We start from the raw sequence: 24,561 nt of genomic DNA, 5'->3' as shown, positions 1-24,561 counted from the left end.
GTCGCGCACCTGTTCACCCATAGTGCCAGCCTACGCGCCGCCGGCATTGACTTTTCGAATTTTCCAACTCGTAAGATTGGGTATTGAGAAGACGAAAAAACCTCAGGTAATGTGGCATGTGCAAGAAGTCAACCCCTTGTCGTCCACCCCGTTCGGGGGTGTACTAATGACTTGGAAAGTATGGGGAGGTCGCCATGAACATCACGCAAGGTACGAAAACTACATGCGGGGGCTCATAACGATGACTACCACCGCTCAGGAATCACGAGCGACCCCCGCGTCGCCACGCCGATCGGCCTCGCCGGGCAACTACGCCGCCGCATCGACGGATGCTTTCGGCGACTATCTGCGCCGCATCGGCAAGGGGACCTTACTCAACGCCGAGCAGGAAGTTGATTTGGCGCGACGCATCGAGGTCGGACTCTTCGCCGAGGCCAGGCTGCTCCAGGGCGACGGTGCCGGTACTCGTGACTCGACCGACGAGCGCGAACTCTCCTGGCTTGTGCACGACGGGCGCCGCGCCAAGAATCAGTTCATCGAGGCCAACCTGCGTTTGGTCGTGAGCATCGCCAAGCACTATTCCGGCCGCGGAGTGCCCATTATGGACCTCGTGCAAGACGGCAACATGGGGCTCGTTCGTGCCGTCGAAAAGTACGACTTCATGACCGGCTACAAATTCTCCACCTACGCCACGTGGTGGATTCGCCAGGCAATCCACCGCGGCATGGCCGATAAATCCCGCATGATCCGCATTCCGGTACACACCGCCGAGAAGCTCAATAAAATCAAGCGGATCCGTCGCGATTTGACCAGCGTGCTCGACCGTGACCCCACGGCACGTGAAATCGGCGAAGCCGCCCAGCTTCCCGTGCGCGATGTGCTGCGCCTCTTGCAGTACGACAACGAGCCGATCTCTCTGCACACTCCGGTCGGTGATGGCGCTGGCGATATGGCGGAACTGATTATTGATGACGACCTCCCCCAACCCGACGAACACGCCACGCTGACGCTGCGAGCGGCAGACATCCGCTATTTTCTCGACACGCTGCCACCACGGGAACGTTCCATTTTGCGAGCCAGGTTCGGCCTCGACGGTAACGAACCGCGCACCCTGGACCAGATCGCCCACACTGAGGGCGTCACCCGGGAACGAGTGCGCCAGATTGAGAAGCGTGCCCTCGCCCTGCTGCACGTGCCACGGTTGGAGCATTATCTACGGGACTAAACGCCGACCGTATCGATTGCACGCCAGCAGGAGCGCGACATGGGAAAATTAACCTACGACTCGACCCTTACCGCAGACTTCGACGATCGCGTGCTCGCCCATATTCAGGTCGTGATCGGTGCCAAGCTGCGTCGGGGGGAATCGTTCTACTTCACCTGGCGCGATGAGCCGCAGGCCAGCGACGGACGCATCACGATTTGGCTCCACCCCGGAATCCCCATCGCCTATAAGTATTTCGGCAGCCGTGCACCCACGCTCAACCGCGAGTGGATCGAAGCACTCATGGCGACGGCAAATTCCTCCGGTGGGCTGCACATCGTTCCCGAAACCAGCTCCCCGGCAGTGCAGCCGAGCGTTTTGAAGGACGAGCCATAAGCCGCATCGACACCGTTTACGACGTGAAATCATGTTCGCCTAGCGACCGTTCCATCGAATCGATCCAGATCGAGATCGAGATCAAGATCAATGGCGGCGAGCTGTGTGGGTGGGATGCAGGAGTCTCTGGCCGTCTACCCAGTCGGAGACTGACACACTGGTTTCATGATGCCCTCACTGGATGAGTTACTCGGTTCCGCGCACGTCGTCTCCCTAAAATTGTTCGACCGGTTTCGCGGGCTGGACATTCGGGAAGCACTGCTGCTGGAAGGCCCTGAGGGCTGGACTGAGTTCTCCCCGTTCGTGGAATACGATGATGCGGAGGCCGCCAACTGGTTGCGCGCCGGGATCGATTTCGGTTGGCAGAGCACGCCGCACGCGCTGCGCACGAGCATTCCAGTCAACGCCACTGTACCGGCCGTGCCAGCGGACAAGGTCGCCGAAGTGCTTGCACGTTTTCCCGGTTGTCGCACGGCGAAAGTCAAGGTCGCCAGCCCGGATCAAACCCTGGCCGATGATGTCGCCCGGGTGGCCGAGGTGCGTCGCGTACTCGGTCCGGAGGGTCGTATCCGCATCGATGCGAACGGCCTGTGGAACGTGGACGAAGCCGAACACGCCATTCACGCACTGAGCGCTTTCGACCTGGAATACGTCGAACAGCCGTGCATGAGCGTGCCTGAACTGGCCGAGATTCGCCAGCGCACCACCTACCTGAGCGTACCGATCGCCGCCGACGAGAGCGTGCGCAAGAGCGGCGACCCGCTCGCCGTGGCGCGGGCCGGCGCCGCCGACATTCTCGTCATCAAGGCGCAGCCACTTGGGGGCATTCGCGCCGCACTATCGATCATCGGTCAGACCGGGCTGCCTGTCGTGGTCTCCAGCGCCCTCGATACGTCGATCGGGCTCTCGATGGGCGCACACCTCGCGGCATCTGTTCCTGGACTGTACTTCGACTGTGGTCTCGGCACCGCCTCACTGCTCGCCGAGGATGTCACGGACAATCCGCTGCTCCCGGTCGCGGGGGCCATCCCGGTGCGCCGAGTCGTGCCAGACGCTGCTCTCCTCGACCAGCATGCTGCTAGTCCTGAGCGTCGCGACTGGTGGCTCGCGCGCCTCGCGCGCTCGCATGCGCTGGTGGCCGCTGAGTAGCGGCACACGGAGGGCTACAGGCCCGAGTAAGCGTGCAGGCCCTTGAAGAACACGTTGACGATGCCGAAGTTGAACATGACCGCGGAAAAACCGATGATCGCCAGCCAGGCCGAACGCGACCCGCGCCAGCCACGGGTTGCGCGGGCGTGGATGTAACCGGCATAGATGACCCAGATGATGAAGGTCCACACCTCTTTGGTGTCCCAGCCCCAGTAACGTCCCCAGGCCTGTTCGGCCCAGATCGAACCCGCCATGAGGGTGAAGGTCCACAGAATGAAGCCGATGATGTTGATGCGGTAGGCCAGGTTTTCCAGTGTCGCCGACGACGGCAAGGTGGCCAGAAAGCGCAGGCGCTGACCGGGTGCTAGGGCCGAACGCGGTGCGGCGGCCTCGAGTGTTCTGTTCTCGCGCCGGAACTGCAGCAGTTGCACGGTCGACAGCGCGAAGCCCAGCGCGAACATGCCGGTGGCCAACGACGCGACGAAGACGTGGATGACCAGCCAGGCCGACTGCAGTGCCGGCGGCAGTGGAGCAACCTCCACATAGAACTGCAGGGCCGCCACGCCGAGCAGTACCAGCACGAGACCGGTGACGAAGGTGCCGAGAAAACGCAGGTCGGCGCGGATCAGCACGACCAGGAACACCGTCATGATGAGCAGCGTGCCCGTCAGTGCGAACTCGTACATGTTCGCCCACGGCACCCGGTCGGCTGCGAAGCCGCGCATGATGGTAGCCGCGAGGTGCAACGCCCAGCCCAGTACGGTGAGTGCAACTCCCACGCGCAGGCTCGACGAGCGGCCGTACGGGAGCGCCGCGTCGTCGTCCATGCGGGCGCTGATGCGCGACAGCACGGGTCGCTTCAGGGTGACGGTACTGCCGGCGGACGCGGCAAACCCGGCCGAGGAGGCAGCATCCGTTTCGACCAGGTCAGCGGCTTCAATCGCCCCCACAGCGCTCGAACGACGCGCGAGGTCGACTGCGAAAGCAATGAAAGCGAAGGCGTAGATGGCCATTGCCGAATACAGCGCGTAGAGCGAGTACGAGTTGAGCAGTGCGGAGTCAGTCAGATTCACGGTGCAATCCTAAGTCGATTCGGGGGTGGCGACGACGGTTTGGTGGGTCTTCAACAGCTTGAGATGACGCGCGGCCACCGCGCTGACGGCGGCCTCGAGGGCCGGGTCGTCACCACGGGCCAGGCCCGCGTATTCGAGGTGCACGGTTCCGTCGGCTCGGGTCGTTGCTTTCACCCAAACACGGCGACGCGGCACGAGCAGCCCGGTGAACAGGCCGAACAGTACGAGCATGGAGAAGGAGATCAGCCAGATCTGTGTGGGGTCGTGATGAATGTCAAAGCTCGCAAAACGCGGAACCGACTGGGTGAAATCGCCCGCCGCCGAGGCGGCCGGATTGTTGTCGATGAAGCTGACGGTGCCGAGGCCGCCCGGCAGCTCGGCCGATGCACCCGGCTTCAGCTCGATCGAGGCAACGCCGGTCTTACCGCCGGTCTGCTGGGTCAGGGTATCGGTGACCAGCGAATAGACGGATGTCGGCACTCCGGCATTGAGACCGAGGTCACCGGTATAGACATTCAGAGTGAGCAGCGGGTATTCGAGGTCGGGGTAGCTGGAGAAGTTCGCGCCGGAGGCCGCTTTGTCCTGAGTGGGATAGAAGAAGCCGATCATGCCGAGCTGCTCGGCCAGTCCGTCGGGCACTTTCACAATACCGAGCGAGGTGAGGTTGGCGTCCTGCGGCAGAAATGGCACCGAGTCTGAAAAGACAACGGTACCGTCGGGTGCCGTCACCTGAATGGTCGGTGCGTACCCGTTGCCGAGCAGGTAGATGCTCGTGCCGTTGGTGCGTAGCGGTCCGTTGACCTTGACGGCGCCGGGCTCAGCCGCCTCGCCCTTGGGCGTGACGGTCACGTCGGCGGTGAAGTCGATCGGCTGGCCGTAGGCCTGCAGGTTCCGTTGTTCGTAGGAGACCGAGAAGTCATCCAGGCTCAGCGTGTAGGGGTCGAGAGTGGTGTCGTCGAAGAATCGTCCCGGATTGAAGGAGTCGTAGGCGAGCAGCGTGTTCACGAAGGTCTGCCCTTCGACCAGCACGCGCTGGCCGGCGAAGCCGTAGCCGCCGCCAAATCCAACGGTCACGAGAATTCCCACAAGCGCAGCGTGAAAGACAAGGTTGCCGGTCTCCCGCAGGTAGCCACGCTCGGCCGAAACGGATGACTCGGTGTCGGAATCAAAGCGCGCGACGCGGTAGCCGCTGGATTTCAGGACGGTGCGGGCGTGCGTGATGGCGGCGCGGGCATCCGAGTGCGGCGGCGCGTCTTGTGTGGTGAAACCAAACAGGCGTCCGAGGCGAGCCGGCGTGGTCGGCGGTTTAGCGCGCAGGGCCTGGAAGTGATGCTTGGTGCGCGGAATGACGCAGCCGATGAGCGAGATGAACAGGAGCAGGTAGATCGACGAGAACCAGGCCGAGGTGTAGACGTCGAAGGCCTGCACTTTATCGAGAATCGGCGCCAGGTCGGGGTGGTCGGTGAAGTACTGGGTGACCCCGTTCGGGTCGCTCGTTCGTTGCGGCACGAGTGAGCCCGGAATGGACGCGATCGCGAGCATGAGCAGCAGAAAGAGGGCCGTTCGCATGCTCGTGAGCTGACGCCAGAACCAACGCAGCCAGCCGGTCAGGCCGAGCTTGGGCTGCACGACACCGGTCTGCGGCGCCTCGCGGCGGGAATCGTAGTGGTCAGATGGCCGGGACAAAGTTGCCAATCACCCCTTGCAAATCGAGGAGCCAGGCGTTCCAGATGCCACTCACCATGAGTACTCCGATGACGACGAGCAGAACACCGCCGAACAGGTTGATGGCACGAATATGCCGTTTGAGGAATGCGACCGATCCGGTGGCCCAGTTGAGGCCGAGAGCAATCAGGAGGAAGGGAATTCCGAGGCCGAGAGAGTAGAAAAGGGCGAGCAGCCCGCCCTGCCAAGGCGACCCGGTGCCGAGACTGAGCGAGTTGATGGCCGTGAGCGTGGGCCCGGTGCACGGCGTCCAGCCCACCGCGAAAACCGCACCGAGAACGGGGGCGCCGGCGAGACCCATTTTGGGACGCCAGTTGGTCTTGATCGTGCGTTGCATGGCACCGAACTGGCCGACGAAGACCAAACCCAGCAGGATGACCACCACGCCAGCGAGGCGCGTGATCAGGTCGCGGTAGGAGTTGAGCCAAAATCCGGCGGCACCGAAGACCACACCGGTGAGCACGAACACCACGGTGAAGCCGAGCACGAACAGGCCAACCCCGGCCAGGAGCCGGGTGCGGCCGCGACGATGACGCTGGGAGGCGCCGGTGCGTCCGTCCGCGAAGCCGCCGATGTAGGCGAGGTAACCGGGAACGAGCGGCAGGATACACGGTGAGGCGAACGAAACGAGGCCGGCGAGGAGTGCGATGGGGATAGCGAAGAGTAGCTGGCCGCTGAAGACGATCTCTCCAAAGGGATTGTTCACTCGGTCGTGCCAGTCTCCGCGATCGTGTCCCGAATCAGGGTCTCCAGAATGGACGGTGAGGTGACCTGGCCCAGAATGCGCGCCGCGATCCGCCCTTCGGCGTCGAGCACCAGGGTGGTCGGCACCGCATTCGGCGGAATACTGCCGCTGAACGCGAGTTGCATGGCGCCGGTATCAACGTCGAGCACCGAGGGGTAGGTCACGCTGTAGGTCTCGTTGAACGCGATGGCGTTTGGGGCCTGGTCCCGCACATTGACACCGAGAAAACTCGCGCCCTTGTTTTCAAACTTCGCGTTGAGGGCCTGTAGGTCGGATGCCTCGGCGCGGCACGGTGCACAGCTCGCGTACCAAAAGTTGACCACGAGAACTTCACCGAGCGTGTCGGCGCTCGTGACCGGCTCGCCCGTCTCGGTCACGCCGGAGAAGTCAATGGCGTCACCGCGATCGGCGACGGCAATCTCGGTGACGCTTCCGTCTCCGGCGATGAAACCCTTGTTCGAGCCTTCCCGGTACTGATCCGCGAGCGGGTCAGCGGAGCAACCCGAGAGCAACAAGGCACCGGCGGCCAGCCCGGCCAGCAGGGGGCCGAGGCGGCGGCGTTGGTTCACACGCTGGCGGTTCATACGGCACCCACATCGTTGCTTGGGTCAAGAAGTGCCAGCGCCGGGCTGACGTAGGCGGTTTCGGCGAAATGATCGCCGTGCCAGCACAGGGTGGTGATACTCGACAGGTCGCACCGGCGTTTGCGCGGGTCGTGGGCGAGGCGTTCATAAGCCAGGGCTCGATGCACCATCCAGATCGGCAGCTGGTGGCTGACCAGCACGACGTCACCCTCATCGACCGAGTTCCAGGCGTCGTCGATCGCTGCGAGCATGCGGGCGGAGATTGAACGGAAGGGTTCTCCCCAACTCGGCTTTATTGGGTTGATCAGGGCCGGCCAGTTGCGGAGGTCGCGCAGCGCGCCGTCGGGGCCACGCATCCGTTTGCCCTCGAAGGCATTCGTCGGTTCGATGATACGTTCATCGGTGTCGATCGAAAGCGCGAAGGCTGCGGCGATCGGCGCGGCTGATTCTTGCGCACGTTGCAGGGGCGAAGCGACGACGCGCACGACCGCGCGGCCACGTTCCACTAATTCCTCCGCGGCAGCAGCAGCCATAAGCACGCCCCGCTCGGAGAGTCGGTACTGCGGCAACCGTCCGTAGAGCACGCGTTCGGGGTTGAAAACCTCACCGTGACGCACGAGATGCACTTGACTGGCTACCACCTTACTATTCTACGGAGGGGTCAGCCTAGAAACCGCCGTGAGCGGGCCGCTCGGGCGGCTCCGGCTAAACTTGGATTGTGACTTCGCGCGTATTGATCAAGAACCTGTCCGCTCTCGACGACGGCCCCGTATCGGTGTCCGGCTGGGTCGATACCGTTCGAGACCAGAAAAAGGTGCAATTCGTCGTTCTGCGCGACGAATCCGGCGCCGTGCAGCTGGTCAACCCTCGCACGACGGATGCCGATGGCGTCGTCGTCGCCGACGAGCCAGCCACCAGCATTTCGGGCCTCGCCCAGGGCACCTTCGTCACCGTGACGGGCCAGCTCAAGCATGACGAACGGGTCAAGCTCGGCGGTATCGAGATCAAGCTCAGCACACTGACGGTAGTGTCGGCCGCTATTCCGGAGACGCCGATCGCGGCCGACTCGAGTCTCGACAAGCGCATGGACTGGCGCTTTCTCGACCTGCGCAACCCCAAGCAGAACCTCATTTTCCGCATCCAGACGACGTTCGAGCATGCGCTGCGCACGTACTGGATCGAGCACGACTTCATCGAACTGCACACCCCCAAGCTCATGGCGAGTGCGAGTGAGTCGCGCGCCGAATTGTTCGAGGTGGGCTATTTCGACACCAAGGCCTACCTGGCGCAGAGCCCGCAGTTCTTCAAGCAGATGGCCCAGTCCGCTGGCTTCGGCAAAATCTTCGAGGTGGGCCCGGCATTCCGAGCCGACCCTTCGTTCACGAGCCGGCACGCTACGGAGTTCACGAGCGTTGACAGTGAGATCAGCTGGATCGACAGCCACGACGACGTCATGACGCTGCACGAAGACCTCATGGTCGCCGGGTTCACCGCCGTACAGAAAAAGCACGGAGACGAGGTCAAGGCCCTGTTCGACGTTGAAGTGACCGTTCCGAGCACTCCGTTCCCACGTATTCCCCTGGCCGAGGCCAAGGAGATCGTCAAGAGCCGCGGCTACGAGGTTCCCCGCGATGACGACGACATGGACCCGGAGGGCGAACGCCAGATCGCCGCCTACGTGGCCGAGAAATATGGGCACGAGTTCGTGTTCCTCACCGACTACGCCTCGAGCATCCGCCCGTTTTATCACATGCGTCACGACGGCGACGCGTCGATCACCAAGAGCTATGACCTCATCTTCAACGGCACCGAGATCTCCACCGGCGCCCAGCGTGAGCACCGCATCGACGTGCTCGAAGCTCAGGCCATCGAGAAGGGCCTCGACCCGAAGGAAATCGAGGGCTACCTCGACTTCTTCCGCTACGGGGTTCCTTCGCACGGCGGTTTCGGCATGGGCCTGGCCCGGGTCTTGATGCTCATGCTGCACCAGGCGTCGATTCGCGAGGTCACCTACCTGTTCCGCGGCCCGACCCGTCTGGAGCCGTAGCTTCGGCTTCTCGTTCGGGCCGCAGGGTACGTAAAGCCGGCATAATTTGCGACACGCCGGCAGCAGCATCCGTTTGGCGCGGCGAATCGCGAACTGACCGGCATGCGCTACGCCCGCTGGCGCTGGCGCCCGGGACGTACCGCTGGCGCCGGGCTAGACCTGGAGGTCGACGGCCAAGCGATCGGCGACGACGGTGCGGATGAATGCGCCGACCTTCTTGTGCTCCGGGTGCCTCTGATAGCGGTCGAGGGCCTCGATATCGTCGAAGTCGGCGATGAGGGCGACGTCCCAGTTTTCGTTGCCGGCAACATCCAGCCCGACCGTCAAGCCTCGAATCTCGGGAACGACACCTACGAGGGCCTCGAGGCCGGCCACGATGCCCGCGGCATCCTCAGCCTTCTTGCGCGGGGTCAGCGCGTTGAGCTTCCAGCAAACGATGTGACGAATGGTCATGAGACCTCCAGTAGGGCGGTTCGCAGACGCACGGGATCGATGCGCCAATAATTGTGCACTTTGCCGTTGATGAGGAGCACCGGGATGTCCTCCAGGTAGCGCTCGTGCAGCTCGGCGTCATCGAGAATGGAACGTTCCTCGAACGTGATCTCTGGGGCCGACACGTCGTCAGCGAGCTTGGCCACGACACTACCGACCAGATCACGTGCGTCGTCGCAGAGGTGACAACCGGGCTTGCCGATCAGGGTCAGGTGTGAGGTGGGCATGGTCCCAGCCTACGGCGACTTCGTGCCGGGGCGCACGGGCACGACACCCCGAGTGGTAGACAGCAAAAAGCGCCAGTCCCGAAGGGCTAGCGCTTTGCTCAACGAGCAGCTAGATAACTACGCAGTCGATCTACTTCTTATTGCGACGCTGGTGGCGGGTCTTGCGAAGCAGCTTGCGGTGCTTCTTCTTCGCCATACGCTTGCGTCGCTTCTTAATTACAGAACCCACACGGACCTCACAAGTATTGGTTTAGTCGCGGGGCCCGCGACTGACACGAAAACACCATTCTACCGGACAAAACCAGCTCCGACTACTCAGCTGCCGGATCGGGCCTCGTTCAGCCGTTTCTGCGCCACTTTTTCGCCGTGGCATCTTTGACGACATGCGACATTTGCGAGGCATCGGCAAAGGCCTTGCCAATAGCCGAGGCGAAGGCACGCTGTTCATCTTTCAGGCCGGCATCGGCCTCCAGATCCACGTCCTTGACGGCCTGGTCGAAGTCGACACTCAGGAAGGGAATCAACCAATCCTCAATCTCTTCGAGCGGCGAGTACTCCAGATGGTAGAAGCGGTGCTGCCCCTCTTCGCGAACGGTGACCAAACCGGCCTCGCGCAACACTTTGAGGTGCTTAGAGACGGTGGGCTGACTCAGCCCGAGGTGCCCGACGATGTCGGACACGCTCAGTTCGCCACGCAGGTCCCGGGACGCACCGCGAATTTCACCGGAGGGAACTGCGCGCTCCAAGAGGATGCGCAAGATGTCTCGTCGCGCCGAGTCCGCCACCACGGTGAAGATGTCTGCCATAACCTCAGGGTAGTCATTACTACTGGGTAATAACCAACGCCGGGTAGTACAGTTTCAACCTGGCAATAGTCGCAGGCTTATCGGGGGTTCCAGGTGTCGTTGAGAACTGGAACTGAACCGTTCTTTCCGCGCCCGGTCGCCATTGTGAGGCGGATGCGCGACGAAGTGGACTCGCTCGCCCACAAGTCACCATCGCGGTTCGCCATTCTGGTGTTTTCCGCGCTCATCATGGTGTTCACCGTGTTGTTCTCGCTACCGATCGCCGCAGCGGATCGCACGATCACCCCACTGCACGACGCCGTCTTCACGGCAGTATCGGTCATCTGCGTGACCGGATTGACCACGGTCGACATGGCCACCCACTGGTCGGCGTTCGGTAATATTCTGGTATTCGTCGGTGTCAATATCGGCGGCATCGGCGTATTGACGCTCGCGTCACTGATGGGACTGGTCATCTCACGCAGACTCGGGCTGCGCGCAAAACTGATGGCGGCGAGCGATTCCAACCCCTCCCGCATTCACGCCGGACCGGTCAATGAGGGCCAGACCGTGCGCCTCGGCGAGGTCGGCAGCCTGCTGCTCACCGTGGCAATCAGCGCGTTCGTCATCGAGGTCGGCGTGGCAGCGCTGCTCTTTCCCCGCATGCTGCAAGCCGGTGCGCCCCTCGGCGAAGCGATCTGGCACAGCTTCTACTACGCTGCCATGGCCTTCACCAATACCGGTTTCAACCCGAACCCCGGCGGCCTCAGCCCGTTCGCCGATGACTATTGGTTTCTCGGCGCGCTCATGATCGGTGTTTTTCTGGGTAGCCTCGGGTTTCCGGTGATCTACGCGTTCGCGCGCGGCTGGCGCAAGCCGCGCCGCTGGTCCGTACACGTCAAGCTGACACTCGTCACGACAATCGCCCTGATGATCCTCGGAATGATCTTTTACATCATTCTCGAGTTCGATAATCCCAAGACTTTCGGGTCACTCAATGCCGGCGACACCATTTTTCAATCGTTGTTCATGTCGGTGATGACGCGCTCGGGCGGCTTCGCGACCATTGAGGTGAGCGACCTGAACGGGTCCAGCTTGCTCCTGACCGACATGCTCATGTTCATTGGCGGAGGGTCGGCGTCGACCGCTGGCGGCATCAAGGTCACGACCCTGGCCATCCTCTTTCTGGCCGCCTTTGCCGAAGCACGCGGCAAGCAGGAAATGGAGGCGTTCGGCCGCCGTATTCCAAGCGATATCCTGCGCCTGTCGGTCAGCGTCGTGCTGTGGGGCGCGACCACCGTCGCGGTGGCGAGTATCCTCATTCTGCACATCTCGAAACAACCCTTGGACGTCGTCCTCTTCGACGTGATCAGCGCTTTCGCTACCTGCGGCCTGTCGACCGGGCTTACCGCCAATCTGCCGCCGGAGGGCGTCTACGTCATGGCGGCAACGATGTTCATGGGCCGGGTTGGTACAGTGACTCTCGCGGCGGCTCTGGCCGCAAGCCACAGCAGGCAACTGTTCAAACGCCCGGAAGAGAGACCCATCGTTGGTTGATCGCATTAAACACGACGCCCCCGTGCTCATCGTCGGGCTCGGACGGTTTGGCGCGGCCACCGCCGGCCAGCTCGATCGACTAGGCCGCGAAGTGCTCGTCGTCGACACGAGCGAGGCGCTCGTGTCGAAGTGGTCAGAACGGGTCACGCATGCCGTACAAGCGGATGGCCGTTCGCTCGAGGCCCTGCAACAAATCGGCGCCCAGGACTTCTCGATCGCCGTCTGCGCGGTCGGGTCCTCGGTGGAAGCCAGCGTGCTGATCGTCGCCAATCTGGTGGACCTGAAGATTCAACAGATCTGGGCCAAGGCTATCTCCAAGTCACACGGCAAGATTCTCGAACGCATCGGTGCCAACCACGTCATCTACCCCGAGGCCGAAGCCGGCGAGCGCGTCGCCCACCTGGTGTCTGGTCGCATGCTCGACTTCATCGAATTCGACGATGATTTCGCCCTCGTGAAGATGTACCCGCCGAAGCCCATTCGTGGCCTCGCGCTCGTCGATTCCGGCGTGCGTCGCAACTACAACGTGACCGTCGTCGGCGTCAAGAGTCCGGGAAAGCCGTTCACCTATGCGACCCCGGAGACCGTGGTGTCCAACCATGACCTCATCATCGTGTCGGGCGCTGAGGCTGATATTGAACGGTTTGCCGCTCTCGGTTCATAGTTCTCCCCCTATTCGGGGGAGTCGACCGGCTATTCTGCTAGTACGGACACTTCTCGCCGCGGCTCACCTGAGCCTGCACGCCGGCTCGTGTGCGTGGATGGAAAGGCTCTTCTATGTCACCCAACGTACCCGCTCTCGCCAACACCCCGGCCGACATCGTCGCCACGGTTCAGACTGACACGACGGGCGAGGTGACCATTGACGGGTCCTCGCACCGCGTCACCAGTGCCGATGAGGCCGGCGTTCGCGAGGAAATCATCGGCCTCGTGGTCGAGACCGCTCGCCGTCGCGGGCAATCGGTTCTCTTGCAGGTCAGCGACGAGCAGGGCGATTGGCCGTTGACTGTGCACCCCAACGGGCGGGTCGAATCGGCCGGGCCGGTTGTCGTGGCCGACCGACCAAAACCGGCGAGCACCGCGCCCGTTCCAGTCGTGATCCCCCACGAGGGGCCGATACCGTTTGCCACGCTGATGCAACCAACCGTTACGGCGCCGCCTACCGCCCTGTTCGAATCTCTGGTGACACCGGCAGCGGATACCGCGTCCGCTGTGCCGAATCTGGCCGATTTTCTCAGTTCGCGGCCACCGGCCCCCGCCGGACCGGCCGCGCTGGGCTGGCAGGGCGCCCTGCGCCGTCTCAGCGGCGGGTTCGTCTCGCCCACGCCGAGTCCCGCCGAACAACGGCACCGCACCGCCATCGCGGCCGTGCAGCGCAGCCTGAACGGCCCGCGCACGATCGTGGTACTCAACCCTAAAGGAGGAGCGCACAAGACGACGGCGACGCTGCTCATCGCGGCCACGTTCGGCATCTACCGCGGCGGCTACACCTTGGCCTGGGACAACAACGAGACCATGGGCACGCTAGGCGTGCGGGCCCAGGCCGCCCGGCACACCAACACGGCGGTCGACCTGCTGCGCGACCTCGACCGGTTCGGCGATGCCCGCTCCCGGGTGGGTGACCTCGACAACTACGTGCGATCGCAGGGTGATGCCCAGTTCGACGCCCTCGCCTCCGACCTCGATCCGGCGGGCGCCGCGAGCATCGACGACGACGCTTTTCGCAAACTTCACACGACCCTGAGTCGCTTCTACCGGGTGCTTGTCATCGACACTGGCAACAATATGCGCGCCAGCAACTGGGAAGCCGCGGTCGATACCGCCGACCAGCTCGTGATCGTGTCGACCATTCGCGAAGATACCGGCTACGGTGCGGCCTCGCTGATCGACGGCCTGCGGCAGAAGGGTCATGCCGACAAAGTCGCCGAGGCGGTCACCGTGCTCGCATCGCCGTCAAAAACCGCCGATGAGCAGTTGTCGAAGCGCCTGCACGACCACTTTCGGCAGCTCACCCGCACGGTCGTCGACGTTCCCTACGATGCCTCGCTGGTCGGTGGCGGACCGCTCAAAATCGACGCACTGGCACCGCGCACCCGCGCGGCTTGGGTGGAGGCGACGGCGGCCATCGCCGAAGGGCTGTAGGCCTCCCTACGAGGCTGCGAGTTCTGTCGCGCGAGAGAGGGCGGCATCCGTTGCGGTGTCGAAGAGTTCTTTCAGGCCGCCCTTTTCGAGCTCCTGGACGGCTCGCTCGGTCGTACCGGCCGGGCTGGTCACCTGGCGTCGCAACTCGCTCGGTGACTTGTCGGACACAGCGAGCAGCGCGCTCGTGCCGAGGAAGGTGCCATTGACCATGACCGCGGCCTCTTCGGGGGTGAAGCCCTTGCTGATGGCCGTTTCGGTGAGCTGTTCGATGAGGTAGAACACGTAGGCCGGGCCGGAGCCGGAGATGGTGCTGAGGGCGTCGAGCTTGCTCTCGGGCACGACCAGCACGTCGCCGACGGTTGCGAACAGGGCTCGGGTGAGTTCAAGGTCAGCGTCACTGGATCGGGTGCCGGCACTGATGCCGGTGACGGCCATGCCGACGATGGCGGGGGTGTTGGGCATGGTGCGGATGACATGCACGGCGCTCGGCAGGAGCGCTTCGAAGGTCTCGATGGTCACGCCGGCCGCGACGCTGAGCACGAGCGTGCCGGGAGCCAGGGAGTCGCCGATTTCGGCCAGCAGGTCGGCGACCATGTACGGCTTGACCGCGACGATAACGATCTGGGCGCCGTCGATGGCCTTGAGGTTGGCTGCGGCGTCGATCTCGGTCGCGTAAGCGGTGACGCCTTCGGTGTCGGCGAGTTCAGCGGCCTTTTCTGCGGTGCGGTTGGTGACCCGAATGCCACCCTCAACGGTCACGCCGGGCTTCTGCAGGCCGGCCAGAATGGCGCGGGCCATGGATCCCGCGCCGAGGAAAGCGATCGTGGGCAGAGTCACATTCGAGGGAGAAGTCATTCGAATAGTCTACTTTTTCCGCACTCGGGGTGCCCAAAACTGTCGCCCCGGGCGCAGCCTGCACCGGGGCGACGTGCAGTTCTAGGATGATTTCATGAGCGCATCCGGCGGAAATAAGGCAATCGTGGCAGCATTCGCGGCCAATCTGGGCATCGCCGTCACCAAGTTCGTGGCGTGGGGCCTATCGGGGTCGTCTTCGATGCTCGCCGAGGGCGTGCACTCGGTAGCGGATGCCGGCAACCAGCTCCTCCTGCTACTGGGCGGTCGCAAGGCAAAGAAGCGGGCCGACCTGGAGCATCCGTTTGGCTATGGGCGCGAACGCTACGTCTACGCGTTCGTAGTGTCGATCATTCTGTTCTCGATCGGCGGGGTGTTCTCACTCTATGAAGGCTTCGACAAGCTGCAGCACCCGCATCCGCTGGAGAATGCCTGGGTGCCGATTCTGGTCCTCGCCATCGCGATGGTGCTGGAAGGCTTCTCGCTGCGCACCGCGATCAAAGAGTCGAACCATGTGCGAGGAAATGAGACCTGGGCGCAGTTCATTCGCCACGCCAAGGCGCCCGAGCTGCCCGTCGTGCTGCTCGAAGACGTCGCGGCCCTCACCGGCCTTACCTTCGCCTTCGTGGGCGTCGGCCTGACCATCATCACGGATGAGCCGCTCTGGGATGCCGTCGGTACGCTCGCCATTGGCGCACTGCTCGTTTTGGTCGCGATTATCCTCGGCATTGAAACCAAAAGCCTGCTCGTGGGCGAGGGCGCCAGCAGGAAAGACCTCGACGCAATCGAGGCCGCCATTCTGAATGGCCCACAGACCAAGCGCATTATCCACCTCAAGACCCTCTACCTCGGCCCGGATGAGATTCTGGTCGGCGCCAAGATCGCCTTCGACGGCGAGCACCGGTTTGCCGACATCGCCGCCGACATCAACGCCGTCGAAACTCGTATTCGCGCTGCGGTACCGCTCGCACGCACGATCTATCTCGAGCCGGATATCTTCTTCGATCCAAACCTGGCCAATCCGCCAACCGACACTTTTGTGATCAAGGGACTGGAGTAGGCCTCACCAGGCCGCCCGCCGGGCGGGATCGTCGAAAAACTCGCGGAGGATCTTGCCGCATTCCGCGTCGTTGACGCCGGCGAAGACTTCAACGCGATGGTTGAGTCGACGGTCGCGCAGCACGTCGTAAACCGATCCGACCGCGCCCGCCTTTGCATCCCAGGCGCCGAACACGACCGTGGGCACCCGTGCGGCGAGGATCGCACCAGCGCACATGACGCAGGGTTCGAGCGTAACGATGAGGGTGCAGTCGGTCAGGTGCCAGTCGCCGCTGTGCTCGGCCGCCTGCCGTATGGCAACGACTTCGGCGTGCAGGGTCGGGTCCTGATGCCGTTCCCGTTCGTTGCGGCCCCGGCCGATCACTGTGCCCGCGGCGTCGACGACGATGGCCCCGACAGGAACGTCATCCGAGACCAGGGCGGAGCGCGCCTCGGTCAGGGCGAGCAGCATCCACTCGGCGTGCTGATCTCGTGCGCTCATCTGTCACCTCAAACCGGGGGGATTGCCTCTAGTAGAATTGAGCCTATGCGAGTCCATGTTGCCGACCACCCGCTCATCACGCACAAGCTCACCGTGCTTCGCGATAAAGACACACCCTCACCGGTGTTCAGATCGCTCGTGGAAGAACTCATGACGCTACTCGCCTATGAGGGCACGCGCGGCGTGCGCGTAGAGGCGGTCACCGTGCAAACCCCCGTGTCGGCGGCTCAGGGCGTGCGCATCAGCGACCCCAAGCCGCTGGTCGTGCCGATTCTGCGCGCCGGACTCGGGATGCTCGAGGGCATGGTCAAGTTACTGCCCACCGCCGAGGTCGGTTTTCTCGGCATGGCCCGCAACGAAGAAACACTGCAGCCCACAACCTACGCCGAGCGGCTGCCCGATGACCTCTCGGATCGGCAATGTTTTGTGCTCGACCCGATGCTCGCCACCGGCGGGTCACTCATCGCCGCTATCAATTTTCTGTTCGACCGTGGCGCTGTCGACGTGACCGCGATCTGCATTCTGGCCGCACCGGAAGGCCTCGACGCCGTGGAGCAAGCCCTGGCGGGCCGCGAAGTCACGATCGTACTGGGCGCCGTGGACGAGAAACTTGACGAACAGGGTTACATCGTGCCCGGTCTCGGCGACGCCGGCGACCGCCTCTACGGCGTGGTCTGACGACCTGATCGATGAAACCCGGCCGACGTATGCAGGTCCTGCGACCAGCGACACGCCAGGCCGGGTTTACATCAATAATCTTCGATTTCTTGACATTTCGTCTGGGAAAATTTCACAATGATGTGATGGTGCAACGAATCGCCTAAATGGACGCGGCCTCGCGAACGTGGTGCGCGTCATGCGGAGACTTACCGCGACGTTGAATTGACACACGGCGTCACAATCCGCTTTACTCGCAGTTATGACAACAAGCGCACGCCCCCTGACCTCCCTCGAGGCCCCCGGGACTGCCGCCATGATGATGGCCGGCATCCCCGCCATGCGCTGTTGCCGAATGTGCCGCTAGCCGAGACTTCCCTCCGCGTCCTTCGCCTGACTGAATTCTGAATCGTCAGGCCGACGCCTCGAGTGCTTTGTACGGCACTCGCCCTCCGGCCCCACGGGCCAACTGGAGCTTTTACAGACGGAGATCGCGTTTCGCGCTTCGTCGGGCTCCCTTCGATCGAACAGTCAAGGACCCCTCATGTCTCTCGCACACATCCACGCCAATCGCCCCACACCTTTCAACCGCCCCGACCTGACGCTGGCGCCGACCGTCGCCGCCCCACGTATTCGCGCAGTGCCGACCGGTACCGAGGCTCGCGGCTTCGTGCTCTACGTCGGTATCGATGAGGCCAAAGCGGCCGCAGCCGGCACGAGCTTGAACCGCATCGTTGAGGCGCTGAAGGCCCTCGCCGCCGACATCGCTCCGTCCGCCGAGACGTACGCCGCCGTTGCTCTGGCTCCCGAGGGCGCTGGCGGACGGGACGTCGACGTCGTGCGCCTGGCCCTCCAGGACCCCGCTGCCCTGGCCCAGCACCGAGCCGAGCCGCAGGAACAGGACCGTGCCCGCAGCGGCGTGGTCGTCGACATCTCCCGGAAGCGCGTCATTCTGGACAACGAGACCGCGGCACTGACCTACAAAGAGTTCGAGTTGTTGCAGTACCTTGTACTGCGCGAGGGCCGCACGGTCGATCGTGCCGAGATCATTGCCTCACTGTGGAACTCCGCTGACGAGGACGATATCCCGAACGAGCGCACCATTGACGTGCACGTACGCCGCCTGCGCTCCAAGCTCGGCCGCTACGAAGACATCGTGCGTACAGTGCGTGGTGTGGGCTACCGCTTCGACCGCCATGCGGACGTTGCCATTCGCCAGTCGACCACACCGAGTCCCGACCTGTTCTAGACGCCCCGCACGGCGCCTGCTAGCAGGACTGAGGGCCAGTCGCAGAGGCTACGACTGACCCTCTTCCCTTGCACCAAGAGTGTCCTGCAATCACATTTCACGTCGTCCGCCACAGCAAACGGTTGACGCGCTTAAAACATATAACGAATAGGTAACGGGCGCCACCTCTCATCGAGTGAATCCCCTGCTAGTTTCATGCCAGGCACCTGACAATCTCCGATCGAACTCACGCCGCCGTCACCGTCGTCACCGTTGTCGGCAGTGCCCGCCGACCGTGCCGAGTCTCTATTCTTGAAGAACGGCGTGGTGAACGAAACGAGGAGCCGCAGGTGGTGGATCGAATGATTGCGGTGGGTGCATGGGAGTCCCTTTTTCGGGCTCAGGTCGCCATTATGCGTAGCCTGGCGGCGGATTTCCCTTCAAAAGACATTTCGCTCAACGAGTACGACGTGATGTTCAACCTGTCTCGGCAGCCGGACCGGTGCATCCGCTTGCGTGAACTCAACCAGCACGTGCTGCTCACCCAACCAAGCGTAAGCCGCCTCGTCGACCGACTGGTTTCTCGTGGATACCTGCTCAAGCACTCCGACCCAACCGACGGGCGCGGCGCCATCATCGAACTAACAGAGTCGGGCCTCGCGCTATTTCGGCGGGTCGCCGTTGACCACATGGACTCTATTACCCAGCGCATCGGCGAGACGCTCAATGAAAGCGAACTGCAACAGTTGACGATGCTCTGCGACAAGTTGCGCATCGATTGCCCAGTCGACGATGCGGCGCGCCAAGGTTAGTCGGGAAACAGGGCGATGGAACGAGGGCCCTACCCCTCGTCCCACCGAGGCAATCCCTCGCAGGAATGCCTTCCTCACCGGGCGCCCGAACATTGCCCGGTGAGAAACTTGGACGCAAGCACATACCGATCTCCGCGAATAAACCGAACGCAGATCACCTGAGGAATGCTCACGCTGCACGATGGTACCCCAGCTCGGGGGTCGAAACCCTAATCCTGCGCAAGCACTCAGCATCTCGTCTACTCTGTAGCCATGACTTCCCTCTCCGGTTCATCCGTTCTCGTCGTCGGCGCTACCGGTGGCTTGGGCCGCGAAATTGTTCAGCTTCTGAGCCAAGAAGGCGCCTTGCTCACGCTGCACGGGCGTAGCGCAGAGCGCCTCGCCGAACTCGGCAACGTTGGGGCGACGGTCGCTGGCGACCTGAGCGATTCGGACACGGCCGCACAGCTCGTGTCCGCCGCCCTCGCCGCTCATGGCCGCCTCGACGGAATCATCAACGCCGCCGGAGTCGTCGCGTTCGGCCCCATGGCGGATGTCGCTGACGAAACCATCGATACCCTGATGGCGGTGAACGCGACGGCACCGATGCGCCTGCTCCGAGCAGCGTTCCCCGCTCTGACTGAATCGTCCGGCGGGCATCGTGATCCGTTCTTTGTCACGCTCAGTGGAATTGTGAGCGAGCGCCCGACCGCGAACATGGCGGCGTACTCGGCCTCGAAGGCAGCCCTCGCGGCATTCGCGCAAGCGGCGGGCCGGGAAATGCGGCGGGACGGCATCCGCTTTCTTGATGCACGACCCGGCCACACCGAGACGGGGCTGGCCACCAGGCCAATCCAGGGTTCAGCGCCGCCGCTGCCTGCCGGTTACCGGCCAGCGGATGTCGCCCGACGCATCGTCGATGCGATCATCTCGGGCGAGCGTGACCTGCCGAGCACCGCCTTCGCCGGATAGGCCCTACCAGTTCGTGCGCGTGCGTTCCTGAGCCACCACCTCGTCGCGGTCCACAAGACGCCGCAGACCGGCGAGCGGCTGGGCCATGCGGTGATTACCGCGAATGCGCGGCTCCACTCGATCCAGGAATGCCCAATATCCGGCCGTGAACGGGCAAGCCTCCGGCCCCAGCCGAATTTTCGGATTGAACCGACAGCCCCCGCAGAAATCGGTCATCTTCGAGATGTACGCGCCACCGGCGGCGTAGGGCTTCGTCGCGACAATGCCGCCGTCGGCGTGCTGCGACATGCCGACAACATTGGCCGGCATGACCCACGGTGTTCCGTCGACGAAGGCATTGATAAACCAATCCGACAATGCTGAGGGTTCGTAGCCTCGCTGCAACGACCAGTTGCCCAGAATCATGAGGCGCTGAATATGATGCGCATACCCGGTGCGGGAAACCTCATCGAGCACGTGGCTCAAGCACCGCGCTTCGACGGCGCCACCATCCAATTCCAGAAACGCCGGCGGAAGCGGCTCGTGCGCTCCAAGAAAGTTGCTCTCCGCGACGTAGTTCTCGCCGAGGTGCCAGTACAGGTGCCAGACCCAGTCCCGCCAGCCCATGATCTGGCGCACCACGGCCTCGGTGCTCGGCAGCGGAACCTGGTCGGAGTGATACGCCGTGACGACCGCGTCGATCACTTCCTGCGGATGCAGGAGGCCCAGGTTGAGCGGGACGCTCAACCGCGAGTGGGCCATCGTGCTATCCCCGATCAGCGAGGCATCCTCGTAGGGCCCGAAGTCCGACAGCCGCGTTTCGATGAAATCATCCAACGCCGCGAGCGCTTCCTTGCGGGTAGCCGCAAACCGGCGCGGGCTATCTGCTCCGATCAGGTGCACTCGGCCCTCGGCGACAAGGCGGTCAAGGTCTCGGCGCACCTCCTCGTCGATATCGTCTTCGACGGGAGCCCACGGGTCGGGCAGGCCGAGATTGGCCGCACGCTTCGGGGGCGGCTGTCGATTGTCGTGATCGAAGTTGAAGCGTCCACCCTCGGGCTCAGGGCCACGCATGAGTATGCCGGTGGTTGTACGCACGTGTTGGTAGAACTTTTCCATCACGAGCCGGGATGCGGGCCGGCCGTCGGCCCAGCCTGCGAAGTCCTGCTCGCTCGTCACGAAGCCTCGACTCGGCAGAACGGATGCCCCCAGCTCGGCGACCAACGCGCGTGCACCCCACGAGGTGGGGTTGATGACCTCGAGGTCACGACCAGCAAGCACGTCGCGGTAGTGCTCCGCTCGCAGAAATTCGACGCGATCGCCCAGCTCCCGCGCGCGGTGGCGGAGTGCGCTGAGTATGAGGTGGGCTTTGGCTCGGTGGTACGTGCGTCGCCCCAGCACGGCCGTCGCCTCGACCAGCACAATCGACCCACCGTCGTCGAAGTGCGGGCCGAGCTGGTCGGCAAACAGAAAGCGCGGCAGGGACATGCTGCCGATTCTATCCCCGCCGCTAAAAGACACAAAAAACCCCGCCCGACACATGTCGAACGGGGCCCAGATGTGCGCCCGAAGGGATTCGAACCCCCAACCTTCTGATCCGTAGTCAGATGCTCTATCCGTTGAGCTACGAGCGCATGTCAATCTTCCGAGCTGTTACGCCCGGAGACAACTTGAAAACTATACCAGCTATCGGGAGCGCTCCGTGCCGATCCGGGGCGCAGCGCGTTCGGTCCAGCAGAAATCAACCCCTTTTCTCGTTGTTCAGCCGGTGCTTTACTGACCAGATGCAACGTGAATCCTTTGACTACTCCGGTCTGCGCGCCGTCTTCATTAATTGCACCCTCAAACGCAGCCCCGAGGTCAGCAACAGCCAGGGCATCGTCGATCTCAGTGCCCGCATCATGCGGGAGCAGGGTGTGCACGTAGACCTGGTTCGGGCCGTCGACCATGACATCGCCACCGGCGTTTACCCCGACATGACCGAACACGGCTGGAAAAAGGATGACTGGCCGTCACTGTTTTCCACGGTGCAGGCCGCCGATATTCTGGTGCTAGCCGGGCCCATCTGGCTCGGCGACAACGGCTCGGTGACCAAACGCATCGTGGAACGGCTCTATGCCCACTCTGGCGAATTCAACGACGAGGGCCAGTATGTTTTCTACGGCAAGGTTGGCGGCGCCATCATCACCGGCAACGAAGACGGCGTGAAACACTGCGCGGCGAACCTGCTGTACAGCCTGCAGCACATCGGTTACTCCATTCCGCCCGCTGCCGATGCCGGCTGGATCGGCGAGATCGGCCCCGGCCCGAGCTACCTCGACGAAGGATCCGGTGGACCTCAGAATGAATTCACCAACCGCAACGTGACCTTCATGAGCTGGAACCTCATGCATCTCGCCTCGATCCTGAAAAAGAACGGTGGCATTCCAGCCTTTGGCAATCTTCGCCAGGACTGGGACCGCGGCGAACGCTTTGGGTTCGAACCGAACCCGGAATATCGGTAGCTATCAGCAGATCAGGGAACCCGCGGTACACCAGACACTCTGAACAGATTGCTCGTCGTTCCATTCATACACACGCCAAACGCCCTGACGTGCTTCTCACCGGTGGTGCGCGGCACTGGTGGGGGCCCCGTAACCTTTAGCATGGGTGTATGGCCTTCGTTCGCTCCCGCCGTGCAGCGGGCAGGGGCAGCTACCTCGCGATCGCCATGTTCGTCCTGGTTTACCTCGTCGGCGCCGTGTACTGGCCCAGGCCGCTCTGGGTGGTCGGGCTCTACCTGGTCACGGGCCTCACCTGTTTCTCGCTCTACGCGATCGACAAGCGGCGGGCGACATGTGGCGGGTGGCGGATATCGGAACGCACCCTGCTGTTCTGGGGCGTCATCGGCGGCTGGCCGGGCGCGATTGTGGCGCAGCAGCTGCTGCGCCACAAAACCCAGAAGAAGAGCTTTCGAAACGCATTCTGGGCTACGGTCATCGTCAACGTCGTTCTCTTCGCCCTGCTGAGCACTCCGGCATGTGACCGGCTGATCGCGCAGGCGATCACCGGCTTCAGCGCTCTCTAATACTCATTGAATTCAGGGCTGGTCGCCGCGTCGTGCTTGGCCTGCAAAATAGCGAGGTTGATCAGAACGAAGGCTTCCAGACGTTCGCTCCGGTGTGCGGCATAGTCGGGCGCACGCGGGTCGACGGCCAATTCGATGAGTTTGGACGACACCGCCGAGCTGACCTCTTCGCTCGCTGATCGTTGTGAGCTCGCCACTATCCGGGCCACCTGGTTAGTGTCGGCGGCCACGGCGTCGAGGGCGAGCGTCAACCGCTCGTGCACGCGAACCCTGAGGGCGAACTGTTTGAGATCGTGGCGCTGGTCGTCGGTAAAACTCGACCGCCACTTCATCGCTGCGAGATCTCGCCCCATTCGGCTCACCCGTCGGGCATACTCTTCGTTCTGCCGAGCCAGCCGATGCAGTTCGCTGCGAGCATTGTCGGCGTATCGCGCAAAGTCGTAGTCGAAGTGCTCCCGCAGCGCTCCGACGATGATGTCGTTTTTCACGGCCATCCGCACGGCTGACAACGCGATGAGCAGGCCTTCATCGACCGTGCGCTCGAGGTCGGGCAGCTCAGCGTTCACATCGGGTTCACTGACGTGCGCGTGAGCGTCAGCACGACGCCGGGACCGGTTCCAAATGATTGCGCCACCACTTCCTCGTGCAGGTGAACTCCATTTTATCGGTGAATGCGTTTACTACGGCGCGTGCTATTGCGCGCGCAGCAGTGCAAGGAACTCATCGGCCATGCCGAGCTGGTCTTGGAGTCTCTAGCGTCGCGTAACGGTGTCGGTGATGAAGGCATCCAGCTGGTGCCTGGACTCGACGTTGTCGGCATCCGCTCCACCGCCTTGCCGCAGGTCGATGACCGCGAGCAGGGCCGTCATCTCGTCGAGGGTGAAGCCGAGGGGTTTCATGCGGCGAATGAGCATCAGCCGCGTGAAGTCGTCGGGCGAGTACAGCCGAAAACCACCGTCGGTGCGAGCGGATGCTTTCAGCAGGCCAACCTCGTCATAGTGGCGAATCGTGCGTAGCGACAGCCCGGTCTTCTCGGCGAGTTCGCCGATGTGCATCGTGACCACGGACCCGGTCGCGCCTGGTATCACCGGGAACCTTCTTTCTCTCAGTCACAATCAACCCTAACGTTAGGGTAGTGTTGCAGGAGTCGGCTGACATTCCTCTGTGAGCCCACTCTCCCACCATTGTCCTCGATGACCGGTGGAGGTGCGCACCGCGGCGCCCACCCAACTCTTCCCTATCCATTTCGGCCGCACGGCCGGCCCAGCTTCTGGAGGCCTCATGGCCATTGTTCACAAATCCACCGCGCCCAACCGTTACCGAGCGGAACCCTCCGTTCTCACCGCTCT

General features: G+C 63.0%; 28 protein-coding genes and 1 tRNA gene. 14 read left to right on the top strand and 15 right to left on the bottom strand.

All coding sequences use genetic code 11. The features are described from left to right. Positions 1–241: 241 nt before the first annotated feature. The 3 genes from CXY72_RS03670 (at position 242) to CXY72_RS03660 (ending at position 2,749) form a co-directional block, all read left to right on the top strand. Positions 242–1,225, top strand: coding sequence for an RNA polymerase sigma factor RpoD/SigA (locus CXY72_RS03670; RefSeq protein ID WP_158252456.1), 984 nt, complete (start codon positions 242–244; stop codon positions 1,223–1,225). 39 nt (positions 1,226–1,264) lie between these two features. Continuing rightward, positions 1,265–1,600, top strand: coding sequence for an ATP-dependent DNA ligase (locus tag CXY72_RS03665; protein WP_104126351.1), 336 nt, complete (start codon positions 1,265–1,267; stop codon positions 1,598–1,600). Between the two features lie 165 nt (positions 1,601–1,765). Further along, on the top strand, positions 1,766–2,749 hold the full coding sequence (locus CXY72_RS03660; RefSeq protein ID WP_104126350.1) for an o-succinylbenzoate synthase: 984 nt from the start codon (positions 1,766–1,768) through the stop codon (positions 2,747–2,749). A 14-nt stretch (positions 2,750–2,763) separates the two neighbouring features. Here the strand turns inward: CXY72_RS03660 and ccsB are convergent, their stop codons facing one another. The 5 genes from ccsB to CXY72_RS03635 all read right to left on the bottom strand — a co-directional run bounded on the left by ccsB (position 2,764) and on the right by CXY72_RS03635 (position 7,517). Then, positions 2,764–3,762: a c-type cytochrome biogenesis protein CcsB gene (gene ccsB / locus CXY72_RS03655; protein WP_104126376.1), complete on the bottom strand. Its 999-nt coding sequence runs from the start codon at positions 3,760–3,762 to the stop codon at positions 2,764–2,766. Positions 3,763–3,831: 69 nt separating this feature from the next. Next, a complete protein-coding gene (locus CXY72_RS03650) occupies positions 3,832–5,508 on the bottom strand; it encodes a cytochrome c biogenesis protein ResB (protein WP_104126349.1) in 1,677 nt (558 codons plus the stop codon). After that, positions 5,492–6,253, bottom strand: a complete 762-nt coding sequence (locus CXY72_RS03645; protein ID WP_104126348.1) for a cytochrome c biogenesis CcdA family protein — start codon at positions 6,251–6,253, stop codon at positions 5,492–5,494. Before CXY72_RS03645 ends, CXY72_RS03650 begins: the two co-directional genes overlap by 17 nt. Then, positions 6,250–6,876, bottom strand: coding sequence for a TlpA disulfide reductase family protein (locus CXY72_RS03640; RefSeq protein WP_104126347.1), 627 nt, complete (start codon positions 6,874–6,876; stop codon positions 6,250–6,252). The genes CXY72_RS03645 and CXY72_RS03640 overlap by 4 nt, the downstream gene beginning before the upstream one ends. Further along, complete coding sequence (locus CXY72_RS03635) at positions 6,873–7,517, bottom strand: histidine phosphatase family protein (protein WP_104126346.1); 645 nt, start codon at positions 7,515–7,517, stop codon at positions 6,873–6,875. Before CXY72_RS03635 ends, CXY72_RS03640 begins: the two co-directional genes overlap by 4 nt. 92 nt (positions 7,518–7,609) lie before the next feature. Between CXY72_RS03635 and aspS the strand changes: the two genes are divergently transcribed. After that, positions 7,610–8,923: an aspartate--tRNA(Asn) ligase gene (gene aspS / locus CXY72_RS03630; protein WP_104126345.1), complete on the top strand. Its 1,314-nt coding sequence runs from the start codon at positions 7,610–7,612 to the stop codon at positions 8,921–8,923. A 153-nt stretch (positions 8,924–9,076) separates the two neighbouring features. Here the strand turns inward: aspS and CXY72_RS03625 are convergent, their stop codons facing one another. The 4 genes from CXY72_RS03625 to CXY72_RS03610 all read right to left on the bottom strand — a co-directional run bounded on the left by CXY72_RS03625 (position 9,077) and on the right by CXY72_RS03610 (position 10,448). Next, positions 9,077–9,376, bottom strand: a complete 300-nt coding sequence (locus CXY72_RS03625; protein WP_104126344.1) for a Dabb family protein — start codon at positions 9,374–9,376, stop codon at positions 9,077–9,079. Further along, positions 9,373–9,642: a glutaredoxin family protein gene (locus CXY72_RS03620; RefSeq protein WP_104126343.1), complete on the bottom strand. Its 270-nt coding sequence runs from the start codon at positions 9,640–9,642 to the stop codon at positions 9,373–9,375. Before CXY72_RS03620 ends, CXY72_RS03625 begins: the two co-directional genes overlap by 4 nt. A gap of 130 nt (positions 9,643–9,772) precedes the next feature. Continuing rightward, positions 9,773–9,871: a 30S ribosomal protein bS22 gene (locus tag CXY72_RS03615; RefSeq protein ID WP_003792170.1), complete on the bottom strand. Its 99-nt coding sequence runs from the start codon at positions 9,869–9,871 to the stop codon at positions 9,773–9,775. A 109-nt stretch (positions 9,872–9,980) separates the two neighbouring features. After that, positions 9,981–10,448: a helix-turn-helix transcriptional regulator gene (locus CXY72_RS03610; protein ID WP_104126342.1), complete on the bottom strand. Its 468-nt coding sequence runs from the start codon at positions 10,446–10,448 to the stop codon at positions 9,981–9,983. 153 nt (positions 10,449–10,601) lie between these two features. Here CXY72_RS03610 and CXY72_RS03605 point away from each other — a divergent pair, with 153 nt between their 5' ends. The 3 genes from CXY72_RS03605 to CXY72_RS03595 all read left to right on the top strand — a co-directional run bounded on the left by CXY72_RS03605 (position 10,602) and on the right by CXY72_RS03595 (position 14,126). Then, the gene (locus tag CXY72_RS03605) at positions 10,602–11,984 is read left to right on the top strand and encodes a TrkH family potassium uptake protein (RefSeq protein WP_104126341.1); all 1,383 of its coding nucleotides are present in this window, start codon (positions 10,602–10,604) and stop codon (positions 11,982–11,984) included. Beyond that, a complete protein-coding gene (locus tag CXY72_RS03600) occupies positions 11,977–12,648 on the top strand; it encodes a TrkA family potassium uptake protein (RefSeq protein WP_104126340.1) in 672 nt (223 codons plus the stop codon). The genes CXY72_RS03605 and CXY72_RS03600 overlap by 8 nt, the downstream gene beginning before the upstream one ends. Before the next feature lie 113 nt (positions 12,649–12,761). Beyond that, on the top strand, positions 12,762–14,126 hold the full coding sequence (locus CXY72_RS03595; protein WP_104126339.1) for a cobalamin biosynthesis protein CobQ: 1,365 nt from the start codon (positions 12,762–12,764) through the stop codon (positions 14,124–14,126). Between the two features lie 6 nt (positions 14,127–14,132). Here CXY72_RS03595 and proC read toward each other — a convergent pair whose 3' ends face one another. Further along, on the bottom strand, positions 14,133–14,981 hold the full coding sequence (gene proC / locus CXY72_RS03590) for a pyrroline-5-carboxylate reductase (protein WP_104126338.1): 849 nt from the start codon (positions 14,979–14,981) through the stop codon (positions 14,133–14,135). Positions 14,982–15,075: 94 nt separating this feature from the next. Between proC and CXY72_RS03585 the strand changes: the two genes are divergently transcribed. After that, positions 15,076–16,038 carry a cation diffusion facilitator family transporter gene (locus tag CXY72_RS03585; RefSeq protein ID WP_104126337.1) on the top strand — a complete coding sequence of 321 codons (963 nt, stop codon included), beginning with the start codon at positions 15,076–15,078 and terminating at the stop codon, positions 16,036–16,038. A gap of 3 nt (positions 16,039–16,041) precedes the next feature. On the opposite strand, the gene tadA is transcribed toward CXY72_RS03585, so the two are convergent. Continuing rightward, complete coding sequence (tadA, locus tag CXY72_RS03580) at positions 16,042–16,518, bottom strand: tRNA adenosine(34) deaminase TadA (RefSeq protein WP_104126336.1); 477 nt, start codon at positions 16,516–16,518, stop codon at positions 16,042–16,044. Between the two features lie 45 nt (positions 16,519–16,563). Between tadA and upp the strand changes: the two genes are divergently transcribed. The 4 genes from upp to CXY72_RS03560 all read left to right on the top strand — a co-directional run bounded on the left by upp (position 16,564) and on the right by CXY72_RS03560 (position 20,166). Next, positions 16,564–17,196, top strand: a complete 633-nt coding sequence (upp, locus tag CXY72_RS03575; protein ID WP_104126335.1) for a uracil phosphoribosyltransferase — start codon at positions 16,564–16,566, stop codon at positions 17,194–17,196. A gap of 523 nt (positions 17,197–17,719) precedes the next feature. Continuing rightward, positions 17,720–18,424, top strand: a complete 705-nt coding sequence (locus tag CXY72_RS03570) for a winged helix-turn-helix domain-containing protein (protein ID WP_104126334.1) — start codon at positions 17,720–17,722, stop codon at positions 18,422–18,424. A 329-nt stretch (positions 18,425–18,753) separates the two neighbouring features. Then, complete coding sequence (locus tag CXY72_RS03565; RefSeq protein WP_370446200.1) at positions 18,754–19,215, top strand: MarR family winged helix-turn-helix transcriptional regulator; 462 nt, start codon at positions 18,754–18,756, stop codon at positions 19,213–19,215. Between the two features lie 252 nt (positions 19,216–19,467). After that, complete coding sequence (locus tag CXY72_RS03560) at positions 19,468–20,166, top strand: SDR family oxidoreductase (protein ID WP_104126332.1); 699 nt, start codon at positions 19,468–19,470, stop codon at positions 20,164–20,166. A 3-nt stretch (positions 20,167–20,169) separates the two neighbouring features. Here the strand turns inward: CXY72_RS03560 and CXY72_RS03555 are convergent, their stop codons facing one another. Beyond that, the gene (locus tag CXY72_RS03555; RefSeq protein ID WP_158252455.1) at positions 20,170–21,633 is read right to left on the bottom strand and encodes a cryptochrome/photolyase family protein; all 1,464 of its coding nucleotides are present in this window, start codon (positions 21,631–21,633) and stop codon (positions 20,170–20,172) included. A 73-nt stretch (positions 21,634–21,706) separates the two neighbouring features. After that, a tRNA-Arg gene (locus CXY72_RS03550) sits at positions 21,707–21,779 on the bottom strand. 150 nt (positions 21,780–21,929) lie between these two features. Between CXY72_RS03550 and CXY72_RS03545 the strand changes: the two genes are divergently transcribed. Both CXY72_RS03545 and CXY72_RS03540 read left to right on the top strand, forming a co-directional pair. Beyond that, positions 21,930–22,649, top strand: coding sequence for a flavodoxin family protein (locus CXY72_RS03545; RefSeq protein WP_134547044.1), 720 nt, complete (start codon positions 21,930–21,932; stop codon positions 22,647–22,649). Between the two features lie 149 nt (positions 22,650–22,798). After that, the gene (locus CXY72_RS03540) at positions 22,799–23,212 is read left to right on the top strand and encodes a DUF1294 domain-containing protein (protein WP_104126329.1); all 414 of its coding nucleotides are present in this window, start codon (positions 22,799–22,801) and stop codon (positions 23,210–23,212) included. On the opposite strand, the gene CXY72_RS03535 is transcribed toward CXY72_RS03540, so the two are convergent. Together CXY72_RS03535 and CXY72_RS03530 are read right to left on the bottom strand one after the other, a co-directional pair. Continuing rightward, on the bottom strand, positions 23,209–23,778 hold the full coding sequence (locus CXY72_RS03535) for a hypothetical protein (protein ID WP_104126328.1): 570 nt from the start codon (positions 23,776–23,778) through the stop codon (positions 23,209–23,211). The two genes, CXY72_RS03540 and CXY72_RS03535, sit on opposite strands and share 4 nt — an antisense overlap. Positions 23,779–23,964: 186 nt before the next feature. Then, entirely contained in the window at positions 23,965–24,267 is a 303-nt protein-coding gene (locus tag CXY72_RS03530; protein ID WP_104126375.1) for a MerR family transcriptional regulator, read from the bottom strand. Positions 24,268–24,561: the final 294 nt, after the last annotated feature.

Origin of the sequence: Cryobacterium sp. Y57, from assembly GCF_002929505.1 — a bacterium.
Lineage (GTDB): Bacteria > Actinomycetota > Actinomycetes > Actinomycetales > Microbacteriaceae > Cryobacterium.
This window is presented reverse-complemented; position numbering and strand designations above follow the sequence as displayed.

What these genes read in the sequence shown, in the direction of transcription:
- CXY72_RS03670 (WP_158252456.1), top strand. Translation starts at nt 242, where the DNA reads ATGACTACCACCGCTCAGGAATCACGAGCGACCCCCGCGTCGCCACGC.
- CXY72_RS03665 (WP_104126351.1), top strand. Translation starts at nt 1,265, where the DNA reads ATGGGAAAATTAACCTACGACTCGACCCTTACCGCAGACTTCGACGAT.
- CXY72_RS03660 (WP_104126350.1), top strand. Translation starts at nt 1,766, where the DNA reads ATGATGCCCTCACTGGATGAGTTACTCGGTTCCGCGCACGTCGTCTCC.
- ccsB (WP_104126376.1), bottom strand. Translation starts at nt 3,762, where the DNA reads ATGGCCATCTACGCCTTCGCTTTCATTGCTTTCGCAGTCGACCTCGCG.
- CXY72_RS03640 (WP_104126347.1), bottom strand. Translation starts at nt 6,876, where the DNA reads ATGAACCGCCAGCGTGTGAACCAACGCCGCCGCCTCGGCCCCCTGCTG.
- CXY72_RS03625 (WP_104126344.1), bottom strand. Translation starts at nt 9,376, where the DNA reads ATGACCATTCGTCACATCGTTTGCTGGAAGCTCAACGCGCTGACCCCG.
- CXY72_RS03620 (WP_104126343.1), bottom strand. Translation starts at nt 9,642, where the DNA reads ATGCCCACCTCACACCTGACCCTGATCGGCAAGCCCGGTTGTCACCTC.
- CXY72_RS03610 (WP_104126342.1), bottom strand. Translation starts at nt 10,448, where the DNA reads ATGGCAGACATCTTCACCGTGGTGGCGGACTCGGCGCGACGAGACATC.
- CXY72_RS03605 (WP_104126341.1), top strand. Translation starts at nt 10,602, where the DNA reads ATGCGCGACGAAGTGGACTCGCTCGCCCACAAGTCACCATCGCGGTTC.
- CXY72_RS03595 (WP_104126339.1), top strand. Translation starts at nt 12,762, where the DNA reads ATGTCACCCAACGTACCCGCTCTCGCCAACACCCCGGCCGACATCGTC.
- proC (WP_104126338.1), bottom strand. Translation starts at nt 14,981, where the DNA reads ATGACTTCTCCCTCGAATGTGACTCTGCCCACGATCGCTTTCCTCGGC.
- CXY72_RS03585 (WP_104126337.1), top strand. Translation starts at nt 15,076, where the DNA reads ATGAGCGCATCCGGCGGAAATAAGGCAATCGTGGCAGCATTCGCGGCC.
- tadA (WP_104126336.1), bottom strand. Translation starts at nt 16,518, where the DNA reads ATGAGCGCACGAGATCAGCACGCCGAGTGGATGCTGCTCGCCCTGACC.
- upp (WP_104126335.1), top strand. Translation starts at nt 16,564, where the DNA reads ATGCGAGTCCATGTTGCCGACCACCCGCTCATCACGCACAAGCTCACC.
- CXY72_RS03570 (WP_104126334.1), top strand. Translation starts at nt 17,720, where the DNA reads ATGTCTCTCGCACACATCCACGCCAATCGCCCCACACCTTTCAACCGC.
- CXY72_RS03560 (WP_104126332.1), top strand. Translation starts at nt 19,468, where the DNA reads ATGACTTCCCTCTCCGGTTCATCCGTTCTCGTCGTCGGCGCTACCGGT.
- CXY72_RS03555 (WP_158252455.1), bottom strand. Translation starts at nt 21,633, where the DNA reads ATGTCCCTGCCGCGCTTTCTGTTTGCCGACCAGCTCGGCCCGCACTTC.
- CXY72_RS03545 (WP_134547044.1), top strand. Translation starts at nt 21,930, where the DNA reads ATGCAACGTGAATCCTTTGACTACTCCGGTCTGCGCGCCGTCTTCATT.
- CXY72_RS03540 (WP_104126329.1), top strand. Translation starts at nt 22,799, where the DNA reads ATGGCCTTCGTTCGCTCCCGCCGTGCAGCGGGCAGGGGCAGCTACCTC.
- CXY72_RS03530 (WP_104126375.1), bottom strand. Translation starts at nt 24,267, where the DNA reads ATGCACATCGGCGAACTCGCCGAGAAGACCGGGCTGTCGCTACGCACG.